Raw genomic sequence first — 24,574 nt, forward strand, 5'->3', positions numbered from 1 at the left:
ATCCGCTCAGGAAACCTGGCTTTTCACGAAATCCTTCACGATCGCGACGATCCCGCGCGACAGCAGGCTGTCCAGCGCGTCGACGAAGGTGTCGACATGCTCGCGCCGGCAGATCAGCGGCGGCTCGAGGCGGATGACGTTGCGATTGTATTCGGTGAAGGCGACCAGCACGTTGTAGTCGCGCAGCAGAAGCGCGCCGATGAAGCCGGAAAGCGACCCCTTCAGCTTGTCGTCGAGCACGCTCACCACCGGGCGCAGCATCATCGGCAGCGTCTGGGAGAAGTCCTGGAACTCGAGGCCCACCATGAAGCCCTTGCCGCGCACTTCCTTGATGATCTTGGGGAACTTCCGGCGCAGGCCCTCCAGCCTCTCCAGCAGGTAGTCGCCGGTGTCGGCCGCGTTGTCGATCAGCCCCTCGTCGTAGAGCACGTTCAGCGCCTCGATGGAGGTGATGCACGCCTCGCCGATGCCGCCGAAGGTCGCCGGCGCGTGGATCATCGCCGACTTCGGCGTGCCGTAGGCCTTCATGTAGACCTCGCGGCGCGCGATCATGGCGCCCATTGCGGTCTTGCCGCCGCCGAGCGACTTCGCGAGCGCCGTGACGTCCGGCACCACCCCGTAATGTTCGAAGGCGTAGAAGCGTCCGGTGCGGCCGAGCCCGCACTGCACCTCGTCGGCGACCCACAGGACGCCATACTGGTCGCACAGCGTGCGCAGCTTCTGCCAGAACTCGGCCGGCGCCTGGATGATGCCGCCGCCGCCCTGCACCGTCTCCAGCACGATGACGCCGATCTCCGGATCGGAGCGGAAGGCCCGCTCGATCGCCTCGATGTCGCCGAAGGGCACCCGCACCGTGTTGTCGACGAGCTTGAACTCGCCGCGATAGAGCTGCCCGTCGGTGATCGACAGCACGCCCTTCGTCTTCCCGTGGAACGAGTTCTCCGCGTAGACCACCTTCGGGCGCTTCGGCCCGGCGGCGCGCTCTGCCACCTTGATCGCCGCTTCCATGGCTTCGGAACCCGAGGAGCCGAGGAACACCATGTCGAGGTCGCCCGGCGAGCAGGCGGCGATGTTGTGCGCGAGTGCGGCCGCGTATTGCGACATGAAGGCGATGGCGATCTCGTGCCGCTTCTCCTCCTGGAACTTGCGGCGCGCCTCGAGGATGCGCGGATGGTTGTGACCGAAGGCCAGCGAACCGAAGCCGCCGAAGAAGTCGAGGATCTTCCGGCCGTTCTGGTCGATGTAGTACATGCCCTCGGCACGCTCGATCTTCACCTTGTGGAAGCCGAGCAGCTTCATGAAATGCAGCTGGCCGGGGTTGAGGTGCGCCTTGAAGAGGTCGGTCATGCGCGCCACGTCGAGCGACTTGGCGTCCTCGACGCCAAGCAGCACCGGCTTCGGCGTCTTCGTCGGCGCGAGTTCCGGCGCGTGGATCACCGCGCGGGCATCCTTCGTCTCGGGTTTGGCCATCATGTTCATGTTCGCTTGTCCTCTCATTCCGCGGGCGCGTGGACGACCGGGCGCGCCAGCGGCTTGCCGATCTTGGCGCGATATTCGTTGTAGGCGGCGATCAGCATGTCCTCGTCGCGGTACTGCGGCACCCAGCCGAGGTCGCGCTGTCCCTTGGAGACGTCGAGCAGGCAGTCCTCGTCGGCGATCAGGTACTGTTCGGGATCCATGATCGGCATGTTCATCAGGTCGAGCAGGTCGAGCGTGCGCTTCACCGCCCATCCCGGCGTCGGGATCAGGAGAGAGCGCGAGCCGGCGTGACGGATCAGGTCGCCGAGCAGCTTCTTCACCGGCGGCGGGTTCAGCGAGCCCAGATTGTAGGCCTCGTTCGGCACGCCGGCCTTCCAGGCCAGCCGGGCCGCCTCGGCGCAGTCGAACACCGAGATGAACTGGTAGGGATTGCGGCCCGAGCCGATCATCGGCACCGGCAAATTGTGGTCGATCAGCTTGAACAGCTTCTCCAGGATGCCGAGGCGTCCCGGGCCGATGATGAGGCGCGGGCGGAACAAGGAGATGTTCATGCCGCGCATGCGCCATTCGGCCGTCAGTTCCTCGGTCCGCAGCTTGGAAAGACCGTATTCGCCGAGCGGCGCGACCGGATGGTCCTCGGTCATCGGATAGTGGACCGTGTGGCCGTAGATCATGTCGGTGGTGAAATGCACCAGGTTCGGCGCGCCGGCGCGCTCCATCGCCTCGACGATGTTCTCCGTCCCGTGCACGTTGACCGGCCAGAAGAAGTCGTGCCGCATAGCCCGCACCTGGATCGGCGAGAGCATCTTGGCCGACAGATTGTAGACCATGTCGTCGGCCTTGATCCCGACCGCCTCGACCGACGTCCGCTTGGTGACGTCGCAATGGACGAATTGTACCCTGCCGTAGTGTGCCAGGTCGCTGCGCACGATGTCGGCGACGATGACCTCCTCGCCGTCGGCGAGCAGTTTGGGAGCGAGGTGGCGGCCGACGAACCCGTCGCCGCCGAAAATGATGTGTCTCATCGGGACATTCCGTTCGTTGTCATGGAATTTGCTGCAAGCTCCGTGCCAGCCGCATGGTCCTCGCGACCGCTCTGGGCGATCAGGATGGTGCCGATGCAGATGAAGCCGATGCCGGCGATGCGCCACGCATTGAGGTCCTCGCGGAAGACGAAATAGGCGAACACCGCGACCGCCACGTAGGCGAGGCTGAGGAAAGGATAGGCGAAGGAGAGATCGACCTTGGACAGCACGTAGAGGTGCGAGGCCATCGAGATCACGAAGACGCACAGGCCGAAGAAGATCCACGGGCTGAACACGATCTGCAGGATCTTCACGATTGGGTTGACGCCGGCGAACGAAAGCGGCCCCATGTTCATCATGCCGTACTTCAGCATGAGCTGCGCCGCCGCGTTGGTCATCACGGTGAAGAGTATGAAAACGATGTACTTCATCTTGTCCCCTGTCCCTCGCCTATTCCCTTACGGCAGGCGTCGGAATTATCGGTGAAACCGATCCTGACAATTTTATCGATCGCCGCACTTCGTCACCCGAAGGCTTTGATCCTGCGGTTCATTCGGCGGCCATCGCCGGCAATTCGTCGCCCAGCCGCATGACGGTGCGACGCCAGAAGTCGGACATGAAGACCGGGTCGCGAAGCCGCTCGAAACGGTGCCATCGCGGGAACGATGCCGCGAAGACCTCCGGCGGCATCCGGCCGTCCTTGTAGGGGTTCACCGCGCCGCCGGCCGAGACCGTCAGCCGATCGAGTTCGGCCAGAAGCTCCAGCGTCGAGGCGCCGCGGTTCGGAAAATCCAGCGTCAGCGTGTAGCCCGGCCGCGGAAACGACATCATGCCCGGCGACGCGACCTCGCCGAAGCGCTTCAGCACGGTGAGGAAGGACCCCTGCCCCTTCTCCCGCGCCGCCGCGAGCAGCGCCGGCACCACGTCCGCCGCCGCGTCGAACGGCACGACGCTTTGGTGCTGGTAGAGCCCGTTCGGTCCGTAGAGCCGGTTCCAGTGCCGCACCCCGTCGAGCGGGAAAAAGAAGCCACTGGCCGAAACCCGGTGCCGGCCTTTCCGGCGCACGGCGTTGAGGCGGTAGGCGGCGTTGAACACCGTCAGGAAGGCGCGGTTGAGCACGTTGACCGGTGGCTGAAACGGCACGGCGAGTTTCCCGCCGCGCGCCGGGTATCCGGCATTGTTGTCAGTTGCGTGGTTGCCCGTCAGCAGCAGCCCCCGGCCCGCCTCCGAACGCGACGCGAGCTGGTCGATCCAGGCCACGGCATATTCGTTTTCGGCGTCCGCCTGCTCGGCCAGCGCGAAATATTCCCGCAGGCTGCCGAACGGTCTCGCCTCCTGCACCACGTCTGGCGCGCCGACCCGCATCAGCTTGATCGAAGCCGACAGGATCAGCCCGGTCAGCCCCATGCCGCCGATCGTCGCCGCGAAGAGATCGGAGTTCTCCGCCGGGCCGCAGCGATAGGTCCGGCCGTCCGATCGCAAGAGCTCGAACGACGCGACATGGCAGCCGAACGTGCCCTTGCGGTGATGGTTCTTGCCGTGGACATCGTTGGCGATCGCGCCGCCCAGCGTGACGAATTGCGTGCCGGGCACCACGGCCGGAAACCAGCCGCGCGGCGCCGCGAAGGCGATGATGTCGCCCAGCATCGCGCCGGCTTCGGCCGTCAGCGTCCCCGTCTCCTCGTCGAACTCCAGGATGCGGTCGTGGCCGCGCATGTCGATCAGCCGCCCCGGAGCGTTGAGGCAGGTGTCGCCGTAGCTGCGGCCGTTGCCGTAGGGGAGTAGAGTACCGCCCCGCGCGCCGCCGTCCTTGAGCAGCGCCATGGCGTCGGCCGCGCCCAGCGCGCCGTCCGCGGCGGGAAAGAGCCGTCCGAAACTCTCCAGCGCCGCCATGGTCAGAACGCCGCGATCACGAGCAGCACCGCGCCGAGCGCCGAAACGAGCTGGCTGCGCCAGTCGCGGATGATGAAGACGATCGGATCGTCGTGCATCTCGCGCCGCCTTGCCAGCACCCAGATCCGCAGCGTGATGTAGAGAACGATCGGCGCCAGCGGCCAGATCATCCACGGGTGCGGGTAGAGTTCGCGCACGCTCAGGCTGTCGATGTAGAGCGCCAGCACCATCGCCGAGGCGAAGGCAGACGCCACGCCGGCATTGGCGACGATCTCGATGTCCTCCGGCCGGTATCCGCGTCCCGCGATGCGCGAACCCTTGCCGATCTCGGTCGTGTCGAGTTCGACGAAGCGCTTCACTAGGGCGAGCGACAGGAAGAAGAACAGCGAGAACGCCAGCAGCCAGAACGACACCTCGGTTTCTGTTGCCACCGCACCCGCGATGATGCGCATCGTGTAGAGGCCGGCCAGCGTGAAGACGTCGATCAGCAGCATGCGCTTGAGCGACAGCGAATAGGCCGTGGTCGCCACCAGATAACCGGCCAGCACCAGCCAGAAGAGCGGCGGCAGGAAGGTGGCGGTAATGGCGCTGATCGCGAGCAGCGCGACGACGGATGCCAGCCCGAAGGGGATCGACAGCTGCCCGCTTGCGAACGGCCGGTTGCGCTTTGTCGCGTGCCTGCGGTCGAGCGGCAGGTCGAAGAAGTCGTTGACGATGTAGATCGCGGAAGCCGCCGCGCTGTAGGAGATGAAGGCGAGCACGCAGGCCAGAAGCATCCCGGCGTTAAGGTATTCGTGCGACAGGATCATCGGCACCGCGATCAGGCTGTTCTTCAGCCACTGGTGCACGCGCAGCATCCTGACGACCGAGCGCAGGTTCGGCTTCACGCCGCCGATCAGCTCCGATCCGTGGCTCGCCTGCCAGCGGGCCGCGTGCCGGTCCGGCGCCACCACGATGGCGGCGCGCGCGGCGTCGAACACTTCGAGGTCGTGGCGGCTGTTGCCGACATAGTCGAAGCCGCCGTCGCCGAACATCTCGATCAGGCGCGCGCGCTTGCGGTGTGAGGTGAGGTTGTGGCCGGCATCGTCGGTGGCCAGCACCACGTCGAAGACGCCCAGATGCGCCGCGATCGCCTCGGCGAACTTGCGCGGCGTGCCGGTCGCCAGCAGTATCCTGCGGCCGGCGGCATGTTCGTCCCTGAGCCGCGCCACCACGTCCGGGCGGTAGGGCAGGCTCTCGGCATCGATGTCGACGCGCGCCGCGATCTCCATCTTGAGCCGCGCCGGACCGGCCATGAGCCACACCGGCACCATGAAGAGGAAGAGCGGGTTCTTCTTGAAGAGCAGGAACAATCCTTCCCACAGAAGATCCGTCGAGATCAGTGTACCGTCGAGATCGACGGCGAGCGGAATGGCGGTTGTTTCCGACCGTGCGTCCATGTGATGCCAACCTGTAGCGTATCTGCGCCGGTAAGAGGCGCGTCGAGCGCCAGACCTAGCCGGCACGGGCTACCGAAGGCTGAATCTTTGTGGAAACAGGTGGGCGGAGACCGGCCTTTCAGGCATCAGGCTTAATGGCCGGTAATACGGATCGCTAAAATGCCTTGCGCTCCGCGGCCTGTCTCTGCGAGGCAGGTCGGCGCGACGAAATCCGGTGGCGCTTTCGTTGCATTCGCGCTGCCGGCCGGGCGATAGTCTCCCGCGGTGCAGGAATGGAATCGGCATGGCGGAATATTCGGCCCTAGCGCTCCTGAAGAACGCGCTGACGGGCAACCGGGACTGGAAGCCGGCATGGCGCAAGCCCGAGCCGAAGCCCGAATATGACGTCGTCGTGGTCGGCGGCGGCGGCCACGGACTGGCGACCGCCTACTATCTGGCCAGGGAACACGGCATCACCAACGTCGCCGTGGTCGAGAAGGGTTGGCTCGGTTCCGGAAACGTCGGCCGAAACACCACCATTGTCCGCTCCAACTACATGCTGCCGGCCAACGTCCGCTTCTACGAGCATTCCATGAAGCTGTGGGAAAACCTCTCCCACGAGCTGAACTATAACGTCATGTTCTCGCAGCGGGGCATCCTCAACCTCGCGCACACGCCTTCCCAGGCCGACGACTTCATCCGCCGCGGCAACGCCATGCTGCATGACGGCGCCGATGCCGTCTGGCTGACGCCGGCCGAGATCGCGAAAAAGGTGCCGGGCCTCGACGTCTCGGCCAAGGCGCGCTTCCCCATCGTCGGCGGGCTCCTGCAGCCCCGCGCCGGCACCGCCCGCCACGACGCGGTCGCCTGGGGCTATGCCCGCGGCGCCGACCGGCTCGGCGTCGACATCCTGGAAAACTGTGAGGTCACCGGCTTCCTGCGCGAGGGGGAGCGCGTCACCGGCGTCGCCACCGCGCGCGGCGAGATCCGCGCGAAGAAGGTGGCGATCGCCGTCGCCGGCTCCACCGGGCGCGTGATGAAACTCGCCGGCATCGACCGCCTTCCGATCGAGAGCCACGTCCTGCAGGCCTTCGTGTCGGAATCGCTGAAGCCCGTCATCGACACCGTCGTCACCTTCGGCGCCGGCCATCTCTACGTCTCGCAATCCGACAAGGGCGGACTGGTCTTCGGCGGCGACATAGACGGCTACAATTCATACGCCCAGCGCGGCAACCTGCCGGTGGTCGAGGAGGTGATGAGCGAGATGGCTTCCCTCTTCCCCGGCCTTGCCCCGGTCCGGCTCCTGCGCTCCTGGGGCGGCATCATGGACATGTCGATGGACGGCTCGCCCATAATCACCACCGGCCCCCTGCCCGGCATGTTCCTGAATTCCGGCTGGTGCTACGGCGGCTTCAAGGCGACGCCGGCCTCCGGCTGGTGCTTCGCCTGGACCATCGCGAAGGACGCGCCGCACCCGCTCAACGCCGCCTTCACGCTGGACCGTTTCCATCGCGGCGCCGTCATCGACGAGAAGGGCCAGGGCGCCACGCCCCGGCTGCACTGAGATGCTGATCCCCTGCCCCTATTGCGGCCCGCGCGACGTGTCGGAATTCACCTACCAGGGCGACGCCAACCGCCCGCGTCCCGATCCGCTCTCGACGGACCGCCAGGCCTGGGACGGCTACGTCTACGACCGGCTCAACACGGCCGGCGACCACCGCGAATACTGGCAGCATTCCGGCGGCTGCCGCGCCCATCTGGTGGTAGTGCGCTCCACCCTCACCCACGCGATTGTCTCCGCCGGCTTCGCCCGCGACGAGGCGGCGGCGAAACCGAAGAAGACCCGCCGCAAGGCCGGAGCAAAGCCATGAGCGGCAGCCGCGCGGCGACCGGCGGCCGCATCGACCGGACCTGCCCCATCTCCTTCCGCTTCGACGGCAAGACCTTTCACGGCTATGCCGGCGACACGCTCGCCTCCGCGCTTCTGGCCAACGGCGTCTCCACCCTCGGCCGCTCCTTCAAGTACCACCGCCCGCGCGGCCTGCTGGCGGCCGGCGTCGACGAGCCCAACGCGCTGGTCACGATCCTGCGCGGCGACGTGCGCGAGCCCAACGTGCCCGCCACCCAGATCGAGATATTCGACGGCCTGACGGTCGAGAGCCAGAACCGCTTCCCCTCGCTCGATCTCGACGTCGGCGCGGTGAACCAGATCGCCGGCAAGCTGCTGTCGGCGGGCTTCTACTACAAGACCTTCATGGGTCCTGTTGCCGGGCCCTTGACGGGCACCCGCTTCTGGATGTTCTGCGAGCGCTTCATCCGCCGCGCCGCCGGCCTCGGCCGCGCCGGCACGGCCGCCGACACCGCCCGCTACGAGAAGATGAACGCCTTCTGCGACGTGCTGGTGGTCGGCGGCGGCCCCGCCGGCCTGATGGCGGCCAGGGCTGCGGCGGAAAATGGCGGTCGCGTCATCCTCGCCGACCTCGAACCCGAATTCGGCGGCGCGCTGAAATGGTCGTCGGAAACGATCGACGGCGAACCCGCCCGCGCCTTCATCGACCGCTCCGTGAGCGCGTTGGAAGACGCGCCAAACGTCCGCCTGCTGCCACGCACCGCCGTGTGGGGCTACTACGACGGCAACACCCTCGCCGCGCTGGAACGCGTCGGCGATCACAAGCCAGATGCCCCGAAGGGCGAGCCGCGCCACCGGCACTGGGTCATCCGTGCCGGCCGCGTCGTTCTCGCCACCGGCGCCTTCGAGCGGCCGATGGTGTTCCCCGGCAACGACCGCCCCGGAATCATGCTGGCCGACGCCGCCGCCCGTTACGCCGTCGAATACGGCGCGCTTCCGGGCCGCAAGATCGTCGTCTTCGCCAACAATGACGGCGCCTACGCCTCGGCGGTGGCCCTGCGCCAGGCTGGTGCCGACATCGTGGCGATGATCGACGTGCGCAGGTCCGTCTCGGACCACGCGCGCAGGCTGGCGACCCGCGCCGGCGGCGAACTGCTGCTCGGCCACGCCGTCGTCGACACCACAGGCGGCAGCAGCTTCGCCGGCGCGAAGGTCCAACCCTTCGACGAGTCGGCCGGCACGCTCTTCGGCGCCGCCCGAACGATTCCCGGCGATTGCCTCGCCGTCTCCGGCGGCTGGTCCCCGGCGATCCATCTCGCCAGCCAGGCCGGCGCGCAGGCCCGCTGGGACGACCGCCTCCAGGCCTTCCTGCCGCCCGAGCCCGGAAGCTCCTGGACCGGTACCGGCGCCTTCCTAGGCCGCTTTGGCACCGCCGAAGCCCTTGCGGACGGCATCGAGGCGGGCGGCGGTTCGGTCGATCTCCCCACGGTCGACGATGACGCCCCCGACCTCGCCCCGGCTCCGGTCTTCGAGATCAGGCCAGCCGGAGGCAAGGGCTCCAAGGCCTTCGTCGACTTCCAGCACGACGTCACCGCCGAGGACGTGCGGCTCGCCCACCGCGAGGGCTTCGTCTCGGTCGAGCACCTCAAGCGCTACACCACGCTCGGCATGGCGACCGACCAGGGCCGCACCTCCAACGTGCCCGGCCTCGCCATCATGGCCGGCGCGCGCGGCATGGCGATCCCCGATGTCGGCACCACCCGCTTCCGTCCGCCCTTCTCGCCGGTCTCGATCGGCGCGCTGGCCGCCGAGCGCTTCGGCGACCTGAAGCCGCACCGCCTGACGCCGATGCACGACTGGCACCTCGAGGAAGGTGCCACGATGCAAGCGGCCGGCCTCTGGCACCGGCCGATGATCTACGGCCATCCGGGCGAGACGGTCGAGCAGGCCTATGTGCGGGAGGCGAAGGCCGTGCGCGAAAACGTCGGCATCGTCGATGTCTCCACCCTCGGCAAGATCATGGTCCAGGGCCCCGACGCCGGCGCCTTCCTCGACCGGGTCTACACGAACATGTTCTCCACCCTGCCCGTCGGCAAGGCGCGCTACGGCCTCATGCTGCGCGAGGACGGTTTTGCCTTCGACGACGGCACCACGTGGCGCCTCGCCGAGACCGACTTCCTGATGACGACCACCACGGCCAATGCCGGCAAGGTCATGCAGCACCTCGAATACCTGCTCGACGTCGCCTGGCCCGACCTCAAGGTGATCCTCACCTCCGTCACCGACCAGTGGGCCGGCGCCGCGATCGCCGGGCCCGACGCGCGCAAGGTCCTTCAGGCCTGCGTCAACGGCACGGACGTGGACGATGCCGCGCTGCCCTTCATGGGCACCGTGCACGGCGAGATCGACGGCGTGCCGGTCATGATCTGCCGCCTCTCCTTCTCCGGCGAACTTGCCTACGAGGTCTATTGCGGCGCCGGCCACGGCCAGCAGGTCTGGGACACGCTGCTGGAAGCCGGCAAACCATTCGCGATGGTGCCCTACGGCCTGGAGGCACTAGGCACCCTGCGCATCGAGAAGGGCCACGTCACCGGCGCCGAGATCGACGGCCGCACCACCGCGCGCGACCTGCATCTCGGCTGGATGCTGTCGAAAAAAAAACCCTTCGTCGGCTCCGCCATGATGGACCGCGAAGGCCTCGTCGCCGACGACCGGCTCCAGCTCGTCGGCCTGATCGCGCTCGACAACCGTCCGCTCAAGGGCGGCGCCCATCTGGTCGCCCACGCCGACCGCGCGCTGCGCGATTCCATCGGCCACGTCACCTCCGTCTGCTTCTCCCCCGCGCTCGGCAAATACATCGCACTCGCGCTGGTGAAGGGCGGCAAGTCGCGCCACGGCACCCGCGCCTTCATCTCCGATCCGATCCGCAGGCGCTACGGCGCGGTCGAGATCGTCAGCCACCATTTCTTCGATCCGGACGGGAGCCGCATGCATGGCTGAGCAGGTCTCTCCCCTCGGCCCAGCGTGGGTCCCGGGCAGGCACGGCCGCGCCGACGGCGAACCGGGGGTCGTTCTGTCGGAAACGCGTCCCGGCTCCATCGTCCAGGCCGCCGCCTTCCCCGGCAGCGAAAAGGCGATCATCGCCGCGATCAGAAAGGCGGCCGGCCTTTCCCTGCCCGACGGTGCCGGCGGCGGCGTCGCCACCGACACGAAAGCAGCCTTCGGCATCGCCCCGGGCCGCTTCCTTGTCGTCGACCAGTCCGAAGGCCTCGCCGACCGCCTCCGTGCCGCCATCAAACCGGCCGAAGGCGCCGTCACCGACCTCTCCCACGGCCGCACCGCCATCCGCGTCTCGGGCCCCCTCGCAGAATGGGTGCTCGCAAAACTCTTCGCGATCGACTTTTCGCTGACCGCCTTACCCCTCGCCGCCGCCAGCGCCACCCAGCACCACGACATCCTGGCCCAGATCCAGCGCACCGGCCCGGAAAGCTTCGACCTCTATGTCTTCCGCTCCCTAGCCCGATCCTTCTGGATGATGCTGTGCCATGCGGCGGAGGAAGTTGGATACGAGGTGCGGTAGCAGCGAGTGGCCTGTGGTTGGTAGCTGCGGTAGCCGCGAGGTGATTGACGGGATCGGAGTGGATTTCAGCCTGACGGGCTTTAGGGCGACGTAGCCGGAGAAACGGCCATTCGGGCGGACGCACTGTTTCGACAGCAACGCGCCCTATCTTGGTCGTTCAGGTGGACTATACCCTTGCCTGGAAGCAGATGCGGGGGCTCTGTCCGGAGCGTCCGCCACGCGCGCCGATTTCAGTCATCGCTCGCCCTCGGTAAGCTCCCGAAAGCTCCTGTCTATTTCCAGCGCGCAAGGTCACCGACTAGCACGGCTCGCCCCATCAGACTTGGGTGCCTCGCCCTGCAAATAGCGAGCAAAGCAGCCCCAGCAGGGCAATGTTGACAAGCGGCAGCAGCGCCAACATCCACGGCCAGAGCGGCTCGGGAGCGAGGTCTGCGAAGCCGATCCACGGCTGGCCCATCAGCAGCAGAAACACAGACGACATAGCATCGCCTTCCACGCCGAAGAGCTTGAAGGCGGAGACAAGGAAAATCGCCAGGGCGACGGCGTAGAGAGCCAGGAGAACATAGGTGGCCGCGCGGCAATATCTGGTCATCGCGCCTCCGCATTGCGCATGAGGTAGACCGGGATCGGCGACATCTTGGTCTCCAAGCAGAAATGAACTTCTGATTGGATACTGCCCTCGAAGCACGCCGTTTGATTAGTGAATTCAGTCTCGCGCACGAAGACTGAAATCATGCAACCGAACCAGCGCCGCTACTTCGACATCCAGGCTGCGTTTTCGCTGAGGCTGGAGCGTGCCGATATCTGGCCTCGGAACCAGCGGACGAGCGTTTCGAGGGCGGGCTCCTCCCGCCGGCTTTCCTTGATGCAGAGATAGTAGTCCTCGCTTGTCGGGATGGCGGTGTCGTCGAGCAGCGAAAGCGAGCCGACCTCGACGTCCCGTGCTACCAGGAAATCCGGGACCAGGGCGGCGCCGAGCCCCGCGCGCACCATCTCCAGCGCAGTAACGTAATGGGAAGCAAACAGCCAGCGCCCGCCGGGCGGTTTGACAGTGGGACGACCGGCGAGCTCGGAGTGCCGATGCCAGTCGTGTCCGATGCGGCCTCGCGTGAGATCCGTGGTGATCAAACGCGGCGCTCCGTCGGAAAGTGTCGCCGAGGCGACGACCGGGACCAGCCTTTCGGGCCATAGCAGCAGCGAGTAGAATCCCTTTTCCGTCGGCAGGGTGGTGACGAATGCATCCGCGACCGCGTCAGTCAGTTCGGGATCGCTGGCGTACATATGGAGATGAAGGTCGAGCAACGGGTTGGCGGCATAGAACTGGGACAGACGGGGAACCAGCCATCCCGGCCCGAAACTGCTGCACACGGCCAGCCGAACCGTTTCGTTGCGTCTGCCGATCGTGTCTCCGACCGATCGCTCGATCGCCGCGAAAGCCTCCTGCAACTTCCCGGCCAGGCTTGCGCCCGCCTCGGTGAGCGCGATCCCGCGCCCTTCCTTGCGGAGCAGCCTCTCTCCCACCAGGTCTCCGAGAAGCCGTAGCTGATGACTGACCGCGCTCTGTGACACACCGAGTTCTTCCGCGGCTCGCGAGACGGAACCATGTCGAGAGACGGCCTCGAAAGCCTGCAGGGCCCGAAAATTCTGCCTGAACTCCATGACTATCTGTAGTTTCTTCTGCGGGACCGCGCCAAGTCCGGAGTTTCCGTATGGCGACCAAACTCACTACAAGCCGCCTCCATGCCGGTCAGATTGATGAATCCCAGCAAGCTACTGCCTATCAATCTCATTAGACACCATCACATCCGACATTACTATATGGGAGCCTCTAGTCGGGAACCCAGAAATGTCTCGTGCAAGTGTAAACTTTAACCGTCGACATTTGCTCGTGGGCGCGACAGGCGCCGCCGGTCTCCTCCTACTCGGAGATGTGATGGCCAACGAGGTCATGAAGGAGATATCCGATCTGAAACCAGGCGAGTTCACCTGGCATCCCGACAGACAACCGACTGGGCCAGTCGCCGTGGTGGTCTCCATTCCCGAACAGCGCGTCCATGTCTATCGCAATGGCGTGAGAATCGCGGCCTCGACGTGCTCGACGGGAAAGCCCGGCCACGAGACGCCGACTGGAGTGTTCGTGGTGCTGCAGAAGGACAAGCATCACCGGTCAAGCACCTACAACAATGCGCCAATGCCCAATATGAACCGACTGACCTGGTCGGGCATCGCGCTACATGCGGGCAACCTACCAGGCTACCCGGCGTCGCACGGGTGCATACGGCTACCGATGGCGTTCTCGGAGAAGCTGTTCGAAATCACACATCTCGGCACGCCGGTGATCATTGCCGGATCTCATTCCGATCCGTGGGAACTCACTCATCCCGGCATGGTGCTCTCCGGCTATGCCGAGAAAGAATTCGAGCAGGTCGAAGCCGGACTCGAGGGAAAGAAGCATCCGAAGGATTGGGTCGAGGCGGAATCCTATCCGGTAACGTCGATCGTCGTATCGTCGGCGGACAAGCGGATTGACCTGATCGAGAATGGAGAAGTTGTCGCGGAAGGCCGTGCAACCATTTCAGGCGCCGGTCGCCTCGGCAGCCATGTCTTCGTGCTCAACGGGGGGCATGGCGCTATCCAGGGTATGCACTGGACTGCGATAAGCCACAACAGCGACGCCGGCGGCTTCTTTCAGCCGGAAGAGCGCGCTCTCAATCGGGTTTCCGCCGATCAGGCGTTCCTTAGGGCAATGCGTGCGCGGCTTCATGCCGGAATGGTGTTCATTCTGACCGACGTGCCGCTCCATCCGGAGCGCCGGTCAGGGCGCGACTTTGTCATCATGTCTTGAGGAGGAACAGCCATGAGAATCGTGCGAGCTGAAGAGGCGTTCTTTGTCCTGTTCGCAGGAGTCGCACTTGCAGCCTGCCAGACGGATACTGGGGGCAATGTCAGTCAGTTGCCATCAAGCCCAATTCCGGAGGTCGGCTACGACGCCAAGGTCTCGAACGCCGCTGTCGAATCGTGCCGCAGCGCTTTGACAGCACAGACGCAGGGCGGAGTGGACGTCGTTGCCAGCGAGTTCTCGCAGGCAAATGTGACGATCTACATGACGGTCGGACCCCAGCGCGCGCCGTGGAAATGCCTGGTTTCCAACAGCGGAGCTGGCCCCGAGCTCGAATATTTGGGCACGAACGGCTGACGATGCCCCCAAAGGCAATCGCGTCGGAGGAAAGCGTTCGCCCGACCGGTCGGTATCGGAAGGAAACACAAGGTGAGGAGCGTGTCATTGTGAGCGGTCGAATTGTCCTTCTGGTGGCCGGAACCGTGATGACTGCATTGCCGGCCTTGGCCGACGAACAACAAGCCATCGACGGATGCATCGACAAGGTGCGGGAGGTTGGCGGACCCGACGGAGCCGGCGGCGGCAAGTTGATCAGCTCGGATTTCTCGCAGGCTGGCACCCTTGTGATGCTGCGCGATGCCGGGGGAACGGTGTGGCGCTGCCTTGCCGCGAACGATGGCAGTGTAGAGGACATCAGTATTCTCGAGGCGGCCGACGACGGCGGCGGCGCAATGGCTGGTGCCGGCGACAATCGCGCCGTCATAAGATTTCCGCGCGGTGCAAGCGGCACGACACTAAGCGGCGCGATCATCGGGCGTGACGATTTCGACTACATTCTTGGCGCTCGTGAGGGACAGGTCATGGGGAGTTTCGCTGAAGGTCGACGGGACCAACGGCGACGGTGTGATCTATTTCAACATTCTTCCGCCCGGCAGCGATAACGAGGCGATCTTCGTCGGATCCATGGAGGAGAAGGCTGAAGCAAGCGTCCGGCTTCCGACGAGCGGAGATTATACGATCCGTGTCTATCTCATGGGCAACGACAAGGATACGGACAAGACCGTCGGCTACAGGCTCGATGTCGCGATCTCCGACGGGCCGCCCCCTGACGACGCGCTGGTGCCTGGCACCAACTATCATGCGACCGGCGAGATCGAATGCAGCTTCAAGGACAATCCGCAGGTGAAGAAGTGCAGCTTCGGTGTCGTGCGCCAAGGCGGCGGCGACGCAACCGTCGACGTCACATTCCCGGATGGCTTCGTGCGCAAATTGGAGTTTCGCAATGGCAATGTGACCGCATCGGACGGCGCCGAGACCAAAAGCGAGAGGCAGAGCGACAACACCGTCGTCCAGGTCAACGCAGCCGAAACCTTCATCATTCCGATCATCGTCAACGAGGGCGGCTGATGGGCCTGGGCAGCCGCTTGGCGAAAATGTCGTCGGTCCCGTTCATCGCCGAACTGGCGTCTCTTGAAGGATAATGAGGTGAAGAAGCTTATCTGTCCCGTTCTCGGAGCGGCTGCGCTTCTGATGTGGGCAATCCCCGCCCTTGCCGCCGACCGCAGCCACATGATCGATGTCTGCCGAAGCTATGCCGCCAAGCACCTACGCGTCGACAGAGAAGGGCTGGCTTGGACCGGCGGCTTTCGGGCTGCCAGCAGATATAGCTAGACAGTCCGCAACGGCCTCGCCACCGCTCGAAATCTGCCCCGATACCAACCGTCAAATCTTCACCCCCACCCCCTCACCCCCCGCTGATCGCCGTCAGCACATAAACCTCCGCGCCCACCGCCAGCGGCGTCCCAAGCCCCGCCCGCTCGCCATCCACGAACACGTTCATGTGCTTGCGGATCGCCGGGCGCGTGTCGCGGATGCGGTCGGCCATGCCGGGCCAGAGCCGGTCGAGTTCGTCGATCATGTCCGAAACGGTCGCGGCCGACAGCGTCACCACCCGCCGCGATCCGGGAAACAGGTCGCACAGCGCCCCGGACAGCTTGACCGTGACGCTCCCGCCCGTGCCGCGCGGTGCCGCGCCGGTGTCCTCGTCGATCCGCATAACGGAAGTCTATCGCTCGATGACGAAGGTTTCCACCGACGAGATCGCCGGCAGGTGGCCGGCGACCGGCGCCCAGGTCTCGCCCTCGTCGACGCTGGCGTAGAACTCGCCGCCGCCGGTGCCGAAATAGACGCCCGCCGGCTCCAGCCTGTCGGTCGCCATAGCCTGGCGCAGCACGCCGAAATAGGCGTTCTCCTGCGGCAGTCCGGCGCGCATGTCCTGCCAGGTCTTTCCGCCGTCGCGCGTGCGCCACACCGCGGCCTTCGCATCGGGCACGAAGCGCCCGAGTTCGGCGCCATTGAGCGGGATCATGTAGACGGTCTTGGGGTCGCGCGGATGTGCCGCCGTCGGGAACCCGAAGGTCGAGGGCAGGCCCGCCTCGATGCTCTCCCACGTGCGCCCGCCGTCGTCGGAGCGGTACATGCCGCAATGGTTCTGCTGGTAGAGCAGCTGGTCCGTGCCCGGCGCCAGCACCACGCAGTGCACGCACTGGCCGAATTCCGGATAGCGCTGGTCCTCGGGGAAGAAGTCCGCCCGCGTGCCCTTGTTGCGCGGCTCCCAGGTCTTGCCGCCGTCGTCGGTGCCGAACACGCCGGCCGACGAGATGCCCACCCACATGCGGTTTTCGTCCTCCGGATGCGGCACCAGCGAATGCAGGATCAGCCCGGCGCCGCCGGGGTTCCAGTGCGGCCGTGTCGGATGGTCGCGCAGGCCCTTCACGTGGCTCCAGCTCTTGCCGCCGTCCTCGCTGCGGAAGAGCCCCGCCGGCTGCACGCCCGCATAGAGGCCGCCATGGCCGGGCGCCAGGCTCCACGCCGAGGCCACCGGCTCCTCGCCTTCCGCGTAGGCCAGGCCCTCGCTCGAATGCGTCCAGGTCTCGCCGAGGTCCATGGAGGTCCACACCGCCGGGCCGAACCACTCGTTGCCGCCCGCCGCATGGATCGCGTCGGTCGCCGGGTCGGCGACGGCATGGTTGATCGGCCAGGTGTTGCAATAGGGGCCGCGCAGCGACCAGTCCTTCCGGGCCTCGTCGCTCTCGGCGATGAACAGGCCCTTCTTGGTGCCGATGAGCACCAGCACGCGTTTCGCCATGCGGCGTCCTCCTCAAATTTGAACGGTGCCGAGGCGTTCCCCTGCCCCTTCCGGGCGCCTGCTGGACATTTACGTTGATATCAACTTTAATGGGCCATGTCAAAAGGTCAATCCCCGAGTTTTGCTACGACGCTGGAGGTTCGCGACGCGTGCCTGTGCCTGCACGTGCAGCGCGCCGCGCGCTCTTTGGCGCGGCTTTTCGACGAGGCGTTCCGGCCCGTCGGCCTCACCAACGGCCAGTTCTCGCTCCTGATGTCGCTAAACCGCCCGGGCCCCGCCCGCATGCGCGAGGTCGCAGCCCTGCTCGCCATGGACCGCACGACGCTCACGGCGGCGCTGAAGACGCTGGAGCGGCGCGGCCTGCTCGCGGTCGACGTCGATCCCGAAGACCGCCGCGGCCGCCTCCTCACCCTGACCGACACCGGCCGCGAGACGCTTGTCCGCGCCGTCCCGATCTGGCGGGAAAAGCACGCCGAACTGGAAGAAGGCATCGCCGATCCGCACGGCCTGCGAGCGGCGCTGCTGGGGATTTCGTAAGAGTGTTGGCGGCGGCGCGATGGGCTAAGCTTGGATCCCGCATATGCAAAGCCACGGGCCTCGCCCCCCTCACTTCACGAACGTGACGAACTCCTCCAGCGGCACCCGCTCCGTGCGCAGCCTGTTCTCCGGCTTCGAGGTGTCCTCGTAGCCCAGCGCCATGCCGCAGGTGACGATCTCTTCGTCGGGGATGCCGAGCACCGGCCGGATCTGCCGGTGATAGGGCGCGAATGCCGCCTGCGGGCAGGTGTGCAGCCCCCTGCCCCGCGCCGCGATCATGATCGACTGCAAAAACATGCCGTGGTCGATCCACGAGCCATGGTTCAGCCGGCGGTCGATGGTGAAGATCATGCCCACCGGCGCGTCGAAGAACACGAAGTTGCGGTCGTGCTGGGCGCGCATCTGGTCGACGTCGCGCTTGCCGATGCCGAGCGCGCCGTAGAGCGCGAAACCCACCGCGCGGCGCCGCGCGTAATATGGCTCGAAGAACTGGTCGGGATAATACTTGTACTCGTCCCATTTGGCCTTTTCGGCGCGGATGCCGGAATTCATCACCGCGTCGGTGATCTCCTGCTTCTTGGCGCCGGAAAACACCCAGACCTTCCACGGCTGCATGTTGGTGCCCGACGGCGCGCGGCTCGCCACCTGCAGGATGTCCCTCACCACCGCCTCGTCCACCGGATCGGGCAAGAAAGCCCGCACGGAACGGCGCGAAGTGATCGCTTCGTCGACGATGTCGGCCTCGTCGATCGTCTCTTTCCGCTTGTCTGGAGCCAGCATGGGCACGTCCCTCTTCGACGCGACCTCCTTTGCACATCGGAAGCGATTGGTCCAATCACGGACGACGTGCGGGCACAGGAGGCGGATTCGGGCGCCGGTCCGGCATGGCCTCCGAAAAACAGCTTGAAACTTCCCTCGCGCCGCGTTTGATGAAAATACTGAGGATTTTTTCATGGAGACGCCAGCATGCCGGGCCCAACCGGTGACGTGCTTCTGGCGGGAGACCTGCGCGCCCTGCGCAAGGCGCGCCGGATGACGCTCGCCGATCTCGGCGCGCGGCTCGACCGCTCGGTGGGCTGGCTGAGCCAGGTCGAGCGCGGCCTGTCCGATCCCTCCGTCGAGGACCTGAAGCGCCTGGCGCAGGCCTTCGGCGTGCCGCTCGGCCTGTTCTTCCGCCACGAGGCGCCACACGAGCGCGAAATGGGCGTCGTGGTGCGCGCCGGCCGCCGCCGCTCGCTCGGTTCCAGCGAGAGCGGCCTCACGGAGGAACTCCTCTCCCCCGATCTCGGCGGCAGCTTCGAGCTGGTGCGGTCCGAATTCGCCCCCGGCGCGCGCCTGTCCGAACCCGCCCTGCGGCAGACCGAGGAAGCCGGCTACGTCGCCTCCGGCCGCTTCGACGTCGAGATCGACGGCACCTGGCACGAACTCGGACCCGGCGACAGTTTCCGCTTCAGGCAAAAACCCTTCCGCTGGCGCAATCCGGGCCTCGAGCCCGCGGTCGTCATCTGGGCGATCTCGCCGCCGGTCTATTGAGCCAAACCGATGCAACGACGCTTCCCCTTCAAGGACGAACGCCATGGCTGACCTGCCCTCCCACGCCCGCGTGGTCATCATCGGCGGCGGCGCCGTCGGCGTCTCCTCGCTCTACCATCTGGCCAAGGCCGGCTGGACCGACTGCGTGCTCCTGGAAAAGAACGAGCTCACCTCCGGCTCGACCTGGCATGCCGCCGGCAACGTCCCGACCTTCTCCTCCTCCTGGTCGGTCATGAACATGCAGCGCTATTCGGCCGGGCTCTACCGGGGGCTGGCCCAGGCCGTCGACTATCCGATGAACTACCACGTCACCGGCTCGATCCGCCTCGCCCACACGGCCGAGCGCATGCAGGAGTTCCAGCGCGTGCGCGGCATGGGCCGCTACCAGGGCATGGACATCGACATCCTCGGCCCGGACGAGATCCGCCGGCACTACCCCTTCATCGAGACCCACGACCTCAAGGGTGCGCTCTACGATCCGGCCGACGGCGACATCGATCCCGCCCAGCTCACCCAGGCGCTGGCCAAGGGCGCGCGCGACATGGGCGCCACCATCGTCCGCTTCTGTCCCGTCACCGGCGTGCGCCGCGACGGCACGGAATGGGTGGTCTCCACGCCGAAGGGCGAGATCCGCTGCGAGAAGGTCGTCAACGCCGCCGGCTACCGCGCCGCGGAGGTCGGAAAGATGTTCGGCCGCGACGTGCCGATGATGGTGATGAGCCACCAGTACATCCTGTTCGAGGAAATCCCCGAACTCGCCGCCTGGAGCCGCGAGGCCGGCCGCAAGCTGCCGCTGCTGCGCGACGTCGACGTCTCCTATTATCTCCGCCAGGAGAAGAACGGCATGAACCTCGGCCCCTACGAGCGCAACTGCCGCGCCCACTGGACGGGCGCCGACGACCCGATGCCCGACGATTTCTCCTTCCAGCTCTTCGCCGACGATCTCGATCGCCTGGAAGCCTATCTGGAAGACGCCGTCGCCCGCGTGCCGATCCTCGGCACGGCCGGTCTCTCCAAGGTGATCAACGGCCCCATCCCCTATGCCCCCGACGGCAACCCGCTGATCGGCCCGATGCCGGGCGTGCCCGATGCCTTCGAGGCCTGCGTCTTCACCTTCGGCATCGCCCAGGCCGGCGGCGCCGGCAAGGTGCTGGCCGAATGGGTCACCGAGGGCGCGACCGAGTGGGACATGTGGTCCTGCGATCCGCGCCGCTTCACCGCCTTCGCCTCCGCCCCCGACTATGCGGTCGCCAAGGGCGTGGAGATCTACGGCCACGAATACGCCATCCACTTCCCGCGCCATTCCTGGCCGGCGGGTCGCAATCGCAAGTTGTCGCCGATCCACGACCGGATCGCCGCGCTCGGCGCGCAATTCGGCGCCTACAACGGCTGGGAGCGCGCCAACTGGTACGCCCAACCCGGCGACGACACCTCCGAGGAAGCCACCCAGACCTTCCGTCGCGATGGACCGTGGCAAAAGCGCATCCGCGAGGAGTGCCTTGCCGTGCGCGACGCGGCCGGCATTCTCGACCTGCCGGGCTTCTCGCGCTTCCGCCTCCAGGGACCCGGCGCGGGCGAATGGCTGTCGACGCTGATCACCGGCGCCGTGCCGAAACCCGGCCGCATCGGGCTCGCCTATTTCGCCGACGACAAGGGTCGCATCGTCACCGAAATGTCGGTGATGGCGCTGGCCGAGGACTTCTTCTTCCTCATCACCGCCGCTGTCGCGCAGTGGCACGATTTCGAGTGGCTGGCGAAGAAACTCCCGCAAGGGACTCCAATCACGCTGAAAGACGTCACCGAGGATTTTGCGTGCCAGATCCTCACCGGCCCGAATTCCCGCGCCATCCTGGCCGACGTCTCGAACGCCGACCTGACGAAGCCCTGGCTCACCCACCAGTCCTGCCAGATCGCCGGCCGCTGGCTCCAGCTGGTCCGCGTCTCCTTCGCCGGAGAACTCGGCTGGGAACTCCACAGCAAGGTCGAGGATACCGCCGCGATCTTCGACGCCGTGTGGCAGGCCGGCCAGGCGCACGGGCTGAAACCCTTCGGCATGTTCGCGCTGGATTCGCTGCGGCTCGAAAAGGCCTATCGCGCCTGGAAGGGCGACCTCTCGACCGACTACACCATCCTCCAGGGCGGGCTCGAACGCTTCGTGAAATGGGACAAGCCCGACTTCACGGGCAAGGCCGCCCTGCTTTCCGAAATGCAGCAGGGCGCGGCCAAGCGCTTCGCCACGCTCGTCGTGGACCAGCCCGGCGACTGCGACGCGCCCTACATGTCGACGCTCTGGCACGACGGGAAGATCGTCGGCGAGACGACGTCAGGAGGCTGGGGCCACAGGGTGGACAAATCCATCGCGCTCGGCATGCTGCGCGCCGACCTCGCCGCGCCGGGCACCCGCGTCGAGATCGAGATCTTCGGCGACCGCTTCTCCGCGACGGTTCAGGAAGACGGGCCGCTTTGGGACCCGGCGAACGAGAGGCTGCGCGCGTGACCCTGCCCTTTCCCGACGAGAGCTTCGGCGCCTTCCTGTTCGACATGGATGGCACGATCCTCAACTCTATCGCCGCTGCCGAACGGGTCTGGTCGATCTGGGCCACGAGACACGGCATCGACGTCGCCGCATTCCTGCCGACCATCCACGGCAAGCGCGCGATCGAGACGATCGGGCAGCTGAATCTGCCGGACATCGACCTCGTCGCCGAAGCGGAGGCGCTCGCGCAAGCCGAGATCGACGATGTCGAGGGGGTGGTGTCGATCGCGGGAGCGGCCGCCTTTCTGGCCGCCCTGCCCGCCGACCGCTGGGCGATCGTCACCTCCGCGCCGCGCCGGCTCGCGCTTCGACGGCTGCAAGCCGCGGGCCTTCCCGTCCCGCCCCTGATGATCACCGGCGAGGATGTCAGTCGTGGCAAGCCAGCACCCGACTGCTTCCTGCTAGCCGCAGAACGGCTCGGCCAGGCGGTTGGCGACTGCCTCGTCTTCGAGGACGCACCGGCCGGCATCCAGGCCGCCGAGGCCGCCGGCGCGCGGGTCGTCGTCGTCACCGCGACACACATGCACCGGCTGGAGACGTCCCATCCGATGATCGCTGGATACGGCGATGTCACGCCCCTGCTCGACGGGCGCGGACGGTTGGTGATCGCTGGCAACACCTTATCCACGGACGGAAGGAACCGGGTGTGACCTCCATCATCCTAACCGACGGCGGCATGGGCCAGGAACTGCTGCGCCGCTCCGGTGCCGAGCCCACGCCGCTTTGGTCGGCGAAAGTCCTCATGGAAGAACCCGCCCTCGTGCGCGATCTCCACGCCCATTTCATCCGCGCCGGCGCGCGTGTCGTCACCATCAACAGCTATGCAGCAACCCCCGAACGCTTGGAGCGTGAAGGCGTCGGCGACATGTTCGAAACGCTGCAGCAGCGCGCCATCGACCTCGCATATGAGGCGCGCGATGCGGTCGGCACGGACTGCGCCGTCGCCGGCTGCCTGCCGCCGCTGTTCGGCTCGTACCAGCCGGAATTGCGGCGGCCCTTCGACGAGACGCTAGCCATCTATCGGCGCATCGTCGCCCGGCAGGCGGAGCACGTCGACCTCATCCTGTGCGAGACCATGGCCTCCGCCGAGGAAGGGCTCGCCGCCGCCATCGCCGCCTGCGAGAGCGGCAAGCCGGTCTGGCTGTCGTGGACGCTCGCCGACCACGGTGCGCCGCGGCTGAGAAGCGGCGATACGATCGCGGAGGCAGCGCAGGCCGTCGCGCACCTGACCCTCGCCGCCCGCATGGTCAATTGCAGCTGGCCGGAAGCGGTGGACCGCGCGATGCCCGAACTCTCGGGCCTTGGCGGGGCGGTCGGCGCCTACGCCAACGGCTTCACCGCCATCGAGCCGCTGAAGCTCGGCGGCACGGTGGCCGACCTCGAGGCGCGCACGGACCTCGGCCCGGATACCTACGCCGATTTCGCGCTCGGCTGGATCAGGAAGGGCGCGACGATCGTCGGCGGCTGCTGCGAAGTCGGCCCGCAACATATCGCGCGGCTGCGCGACAGGCTGGCCGAGGCCGGCCACCAGATCGGAGGATTTCATGCCTAGCCCCTCCTCCCGCCTCACCGGCATCATCCCCTCCGGCAAGGACGGCTGGGAGCTGCACTTCGCCGCCATGATGCGAAGACAGGCCGGCGAGGACATCATGATGCTCTCCGTCGGCGACCACGACTTCGACACGCCGCAGGCGACCGTCGATGCCTGCGTGGCGGCCGTGAAGGCGGGCTATCACCATTACACGCAGCTTCCGGGCCTGCCGCGGCTGCGCGCGGCGATGGCGAAAATCTCGACGCGCTGCACCGGTGTCGAGACGGCGTCCAGCGAAGTCATCGCCACCCCCGGCGGCCAGCTGGCGCTCTACGCCGCCGTCCAGGCGACGATGGATCCCGGCGACCACGCGATCATGGTCTCCCCCTACTACGCCACCTATCCCGGTACCTTCCGCGCCGCCGGCGCCTCATTCACCATCGTCGAGGCAAAGGCGGAAAACGGCTTCCAGCCCGCCGCCGCCGACATCGAGGCCGCCGTCGGGCCGAAGACCCGCGCGATCCTCATCAACACGCCCAACAACCCGACGGGCGCGGCCTATACGCGCGCGTGCCTGGAAGGCATCGCCGACATCTGCCGCCGCCATGATCTCTGGCTCCTCTCGGACGAGGTCTACTGGACCCTGCCGGGTGCCGCCGGCCACCTCTCGCCCCGCGCCCTGCCCGGCATGGCCGAACGCACGCTTGTCATCAACTCCATGTCCAAGAGCCACGGCATGACCGGCTGGCGCATTGGCTGGCTGACCGGCCCGGCCGACATGGTCGCGCTCTTGGTCAGCCTCAACCTCGTCACCACCTACGGGCTGACCGACTTCGTCAGCCGCGCCGCAATCGAGGCGCTGGAGAACGACTACGGCGTGGCCGAGATCGCCGACACCTACGGCCGCCGCCGCGAGGCCTTCCTCGCCGAGGTGCGCGGCATGAACGGCATCCGCGTGCGCGGCTCCGAGGGCGGCATGTACGTCATGCTCGACGTCTCCGCCATCGAGCCCGACTGCGAGGCCTTCGCCTGGGCCTTCCTCGAACGCGAGAAGGTCGCCGTGATGCCCGGATCGAGCTTCGGCGACGCCGCCCGCGGCCACATCCGCATCAGCCTGTGCCAACCCGAACCCGTTCTGGCCGACGCCGCCGCCCGCCTCCGCCGCTTCGCGGCGGGCTATACCGGGCAGCGCGAGCGGGCGTGATG

Annotated in this window: 24 protein-coding genes; 14 read left to right on the top strand and 10 right to left on the bottom strand. The window is 66.6% G+C overall.

What is annotated here, in order from left to right:
• Nucleotides 1–6: 6 nt before the first annotated feature.
• The 5 genes from BSQ44_RS15695 to BSQ44_RS15715 form a co-directional block, all read right to left on the bottom strand.
• Complete coding sequence (locus BSQ44_RS15695) at nt 7–1,479, bottom strand: aspartate aminotransferase family protein (RefSeq protein WP_072605814.1); 1,473 nt, start codon at nt 1,477–1,479, stop codon at nt 7–9.
• Between the two features lie 14 nt (nt 1,480–1,493).
• Nucleotides 1,494–2,504, bottom strand: coding sequence for an NAD-dependent epimerase/dehydratase family protein (locus BSQ44_RS15700; protein ID WP_072605816.1), 1,011 nt, complete (start codon nt 2,502–2,504; stop codon nt 1,494–1,496).
• A complete protein-coding gene (locus BSQ44_RS15705) occupies nt 2,501–2,935 on the bottom strand; it encodes a DMT family transporter (RefSeq protein ID WP_072605818.1) in 435 nt (144 codons plus the stop codon). The genes BSQ44_RS15700 and BSQ44_RS15705 overlap by 4 nt, the downstream gene beginning before the upstream one ends.
• A 118-nt stretch (nt 2,936–3,053) precedes the next feature.
• A complete protein-coding gene (locus BSQ44_RS15710) occupies nt 3,054–4,397 on the bottom strand; it encodes an FAD-binding oxidoreductase (RefSeq protein ID WP_072605820.1) in 1,344 nt (447 codons plus the stop codon).
• Between the two features lie 2 nt (nt 4,398–4,399).
• Nucleotides 4,400–5,836: a UbiA family prenyltransferase gene (locus tag BSQ44_RS15715; protein WP_072605822.1), complete on the bottom strand. Its 1,437-nt coding sequence runs from the start codon at nt 5,834–5,836 to the stop codon at nt 4,400–4,402.
• 283 nt (nt 5,837–6,119) lie between these two features.
• Here BSQ44_RS15715 and BSQ44_RS15720 point away from each other — a divergent pair, with 283 nt between their 5' ends.
• The 4 genes from BSQ44_RS15720 to soxG are packed head-to-tail and all read left to right on the top strand — an operon-like array spanning nt 6,120 to nt 11,244.
• Nucleotides 6,120–7,379, top strand: a complete 1,260-nt coding sequence (locus BSQ44_RS15720; RefSeq protein WP_072605824.1) for a sarcosine oxidase subunit beta family protein — start codon at nt 6,120–6,122, stop codon at nt 7,377–7,379.
• A 1-nt stretch (nt 7,380) separates the two neighbouring features.
• Nucleotides 7,381–7,686, top strand: coding sequence for a sarcosine oxidase subunit delta (locus tag BSQ44_RS15725; protein WP_072605826.1), 306 nt, complete (start codon nt 7,381–7,383; stop codon nt 7,684–7,686).
• Nucleotides 7,683–10,664 carry a sarcosine oxidase subunit alpha family protein gene (locus BSQ44_RS15730; RefSeq protein WP_072605828.1) on the top strand — a complete coding sequence of 994 codons (2,982 nt, stop codon included), beginning with the start codon at nt 7,683–7,685 and terminating at the stop codon, nt 10,662–10,664. The genes BSQ44_RS15725 and BSQ44_RS15730 overlap by 4 nt, the downstream gene beginning before the upstream one ends.
• The gene (soxG, locus tag BSQ44_RS15735; protein ID WP_072605830.1) at nt 10,657–11,244 is read left to right on the top strand and encodes a sarcosine oxidase subunit gamma family protein; all 588 of its coding nucleotides are present in this window, start codon (nt 10,657–10,659) and stop codon (nt 11,242–11,244) included. The genes BSQ44_RS15730 and soxG overlap by 8 nt, the downstream gene beginning before the upstream one ends.
• A gap of 316 nt (nt 11,245–11,560) precedes the next feature.
• On the opposite strand, the gene BSQ44_RS15740 is transcribed toward soxG, so the two are convergent.
• Together BSQ44_RS15740 and BSQ44_RS15745 are read right to left on the bottom strand one after the other, a co-directional pair.
• Nucleotides 11,561–11,836 (bottom strand): hypothetical protein, encoded by a 276-nt coding sequence (locus tag BSQ44_RS15740; protein WP_072605832.1) that lies wholly within the window; start codon nt 11,834–11,836, stop codon nt 11,561–11,563.
• Nucleotides 11,837–11,997: 161 nt separating this feature from the next.
• Nucleotides 11,998–12,903 (bottom strand): LysR family transcriptional regulator, encoded by a 906-nt coding sequence (locus BSQ44_RS15745; protein ID WP_072605834.1) that lies wholly within the window; start codon nt 12,901–12,903, stop codon nt 11,998–12,000.
• Between the two features lie 274 nt (nt 12,904–13,177).
• On the opposite strand from BSQ44_RS15745, the gene BSQ44_RS15750 reads away from it, so the two are divergent.
• The 4 genes from BSQ44_RS15750 (at nt 13,178) to BSQ44_RS15765 (ending at nt 15,490) form a co-directional block, all read left to right on the top strand.
• Entirely contained in the window at nt 13,178–14,089 is a 912-nt protein-coding gene (locus BSQ44_RS15750) for a L,D-transpeptidase (protein ID WP_235633247.1), read from the top strand.
• A 12-nt stretch (nt 14,090–14,101) separates the two neighbouring features.
• Complete coding sequence (locus BSQ44_RS15755) at nt 14,102–14,440, top strand: hypothetical protein (RefSeq protein WP_072605838.1); 339 nt, start codon at nt 14,102–14,104, stop codon at nt 14,438–14,440.
• Between the two features lie 128 nt (nt 14,441–14,568).
• Nucleotides 14,569–15,024 (top strand): hypothetical protein, encoded by a 456-nt coding sequence (locus BSQ44_RS15760; protein WP_157894610.1) that lies wholly within the window; start codon nt 14,569–14,571, stop codon nt 15,022–15,024.
• Entirely contained in the window at nt 14,987–15,490 is a 504-nt protein-coding gene (locus BSQ44_RS15765) for a hypothetical protein (RefSeq protein WP_072605842.1), read from the top strand. Before BSQ44_RS15760 ends, BSQ44_RS15765 begins: the two co-directional genes overlap by 38 nt.
• 337 nt (nt 15,491–15,827) lie before the next feature.
• On the opposite strand, the gene BSQ44_RS15775 is transcribed toward BSQ44_RS15765, so the two are convergent.
• Together BSQ44_RS15775 and BSQ44_RS15780 are read right to left on the bottom strand one after the other, a co-directional pair.
• Nucleotides 15,828–16,139: a MoaD/ThiS family protein gene (locus tag BSQ44_RS15775; protein ID WP_072605846.1), complete on the bottom strand. Its 312-nt coding sequence runs from the start codon at nt 16,137–16,139 to the stop codon at nt 15,828–15,830.
• Between the two features lie 9 nt (nt 16,140–16,148).
• A complete protein-coding gene (locus tag BSQ44_RS15780; RefSeq protein WP_072605848.1) occupies nt 16,149–17,231 on the bottom strand; it encodes a WD40/YVTN/BNR-like repeat-containing protein in 1,083 nt (360 codons plus the stop codon).
• Between the two features lie 96 nt (nt 17,232–17,327).
• Here BSQ44_RS15780 and BSQ44_RS15785 point away from each other — a divergent pair, with 96 nt between their 5' ends.
• Nucleotides 17,328–17,768 carry a MarR family winged helix-turn-helix transcriptional regulator gene (locus BSQ44_RS15785; RefSeq protein WP_072605851.1) on the top strand — a complete coding sequence of 147 codons (441 nt, stop codon included), beginning with the start codon at nt 17,328–17,330 and terminating at the stop codon, nt 17,766–17,768.
• 69 nt (nt 17,769–17,837) lie between these two features.
• On the opposite strand, the gene BSQ44_RS15790 is transcribed toward BSQ44_RS15785, so the two are convergent.
• Nucleotides 17,838–18,548, bottom strand: a complete 711-nt coding sequence (locus BSQ44_RS15790) for a nitroreductase (protein ID WP_072605853.1) — start codon at nt 18,546–18,548, stop codon at nt 17,838–17,840.
• 186 nt (nt 18,549–18,734) lie between these two features.
• On the opposite strand from BSQ44_RS15790, the gene BSQ44_RS15795 reads away from it, so the two are divergent.
• The 5 genes from BSQ44_RS15795 to BSQ44_RS15815 are packed head-to-tail and all read left to right on the top strand — an operon-like array spanning nt 18,735 to nt 24,572.
• Nucleotides 18,735–19,301 carry a helix-turn-helix domain-containing protein gene (locus BSQ44_RS15795; RefSeq protein WP_072605855.1) on the top strand — a complete coding sequence of 189 codons (567 nt, stop codon included), beginning with the start codon at nt 18,735–18,737 and terminating at the stop codon, nt 19,299–19,301.
• Between the two features lie 43 nt (nt 19,302–19,344).
• On the top strand, nt 19,345–21,798 hold the full coding sequence (locus tag BSQ44_RS15800) for a GcvT family protein (RefSeq protein ID WP_072605857.1): 2,454 nt from the start codon (nt 19,345–19,347) through the stop codon (nt 21,796–21,798).
• Nucleotides 21,795–22,487: an HAD-IA family hydrolase gene (locus tag BSQ44_RS15805; RefSeq protein ID WP_378215574.1), complete on the top strand. Its 693-nt coding sequence runs from the start codon at nt 21,795–21,797 to the stop codon at nt 22,485–22,487. Before BSQ44_RS15800 ends, BSQ44_RS15805 begins: the two co-directional genes overlap by 4 nt.
• Nucleotides 22,484–23,389 (top strand): homocysteine S-methyltransferase family protein, encoded by a 906-nt coding sequence (locus tag BSQ44_RS15810; RefSeq protein ID WP_072605859.1) that lies wholly within the window; start codon nt 22,484–22,486, stop codon nt 23,387–23,389. Before BSQ44_RS15805 ends, BSQ44_RS15810 begins: the two co-directional genes overlap by 4 nt.
• Nucleotides 23,382–24,572, top strand: coding sequence for a pyridoxal phosphate-dependent aminotransferase (locus tag BSQ44_RS15815; RefSeq protein WP_072605861.1), 1,191 nt, complete (start codon nt 23,382–23,384; stop codon nt 24,570–24,572). Before BSQ44_RS15810 ends, BSQ44_RS15815 begins: the two co-directional genes overlap by 8 nt.
• The last annotated feature ends 2 nt before the right edge of the window (nt 24,573–24,574 follow it).

This window comes from Aquibium oceanicum (genome assembly GCF_001889605.1).
GTDB lineage: Bacteria > Pseudomonadota > Alphaproteobacteria > Rhizobiales > Rhizobiaceae > Aquibium > Aquibium oceanicum.

Bases quoted from the DNA above. Each gene is read 5' to 3' on its own strand.
- BSQ44_RS15725 (WP_072605826.1), top strand. From the start codon at position 7,381: ATGCTGATCCCCTGCCCCTATTGCGGCCCGCGCGACGTGTCGGAATTC.
- BSQ44_RS15695 (WP_072605814.1), bottom strand. From the start codon at position 1,479: ATGAACATGATGGCCAAACCCGAGACGAAGGATGCCCGCGCGGTGATC.
- BSQ44_RS15750 (WP_235633247.1), top strand. From the start codon at position 13,178: ATGGCCAACGAGGTCATGAAGGAGATATCCGATCTGAAACCAGGCGAG.
- BSQ44_RS15715 (WP_072605822.1), bottom strand. From the start codon at position 5,836: ATGGACGCACGGTCGGAAACAACCGCCATTCCGCTCGCCGTCGATCTC.
- BSQ44_RS15785 (WP_072605851.1), top strand. From the start codon at position 17,328: ATGTCAAAAGGTCAATCCCCGAGTTTTGCTACGACGCTGGAGGTTCGC.
- BSQ44_RS15745 (WP_072605834.1), bottom strand. From the start codon at position 12,903: ATGGAGTTCAGGCAGAATTTTCGGGCCCTGCAGGCTTTCGAGGCCGTC.
- BSQ44_RS15760 (WP_157894610.1), top strand. From the start codon at position 14,569: ATGACTGCATTGCCGGCCTTGGCCGACGAACAACAAGCCATCGACGGA.
- BSQ44_RS15720 (WP_072605824.1), top strand. From the start codon at position 6,120: ATGGCGGAATATTCGGCCCTAGCGCTCCTGAAGAACGCGCTGACGGGC.
- BSQ44_RS15700 (WP_072605816.1), bottom strand. From the start codon at position 2,504: ATGAGACACATCATTTTCGGCGGCGACGGGTTCGTCGGCCGCCACCTC.
- BSQ44_RS15740 (WP_072605832.1), bottom strand. From the start codon at position 11,836: ATGACCAGATATTGCCGCGCGGCCACCTATGTTCTCCTGGCTCTCTAC.
- BSQ44_RS15705 (WP_072605818.1), bottom strand. From the start codon at position 2,935: ATGAAGTACATCGTTTTCATACTCTTCACCGTGATGACCAACGCGGCG.
- BSQ44_RS15730 (WP_072605828.1), top strand. From the start codon at position 7,683: ATGAGCGGCAGCCGCGCGGCGACCGGCGGCCGCATCGACCGGACCTGC.
- BSQ44_RS15775 (WP_072605846.1), bottom strand. From the start codon at position 16,139: ATGCGGATCGACGAGGACACCGGCGCGGCACCGCGCGGCACGGGCGGG.
- BSQ44_RS15815 (WP_072605861.1), top strand. From the start codon at position 23,382: ATGCCTAGCCCCTCCTCCCGCCTCACCGGCATCATCCCCTCCGGCAAG.
- BSQ44_RS15795 (WP_072605855.1), top strand. From the start codon at position 18,735: ATGCCGGGCCCAACCGGTGACGTGCTTCTGGCGGGAGACCTGCGCGCC.
- BSQ44_RS15710 (WP_072605820.1), bottom strand. From the start codon at position 4,397: ATGGCGGCGCTGGAGAGTTTCGGACGGCTCTTTCCCGCCGCGGACGGC.
- soxG (WP_072605830.1), top strand. From the start codon at position 10,657: ATGGCTGAGCAGGTCTCTCCCCTCGGCCCAGCGTGGGTCCCGGGCAGG.
- BSQ44_RS15755 (WP_072605838.1), top strand. From the start codon at position 14,102: ATGAGAATCGTGCGAGCTGAAGAGGCGTTCTTTGTCCTGTTCGCAGGA.
- BSQ44_RS15780 (WP_072605848.1), bottom strand. From the start codon at position 17,231: ATGGCGAAACGCGTGCTGGTGCTCATCGGCACCAAGAAGGGCCTGTTC.
- BSQ44_RS15790 (WP_072605853.1), bottom strand. From the start codon at position 18,548: ATGCTGGCTCCAGACAAGCGGAAAGAGACGATCGACGAGGCCGACATC.
- BSQ44_RS15800 (WP_072605857.1), top strand. From the start codon at position 19,345: ATGGCTGACCTGCCCTCCCACGCCCGCGTGGTCATCATCGGCGGCGGC.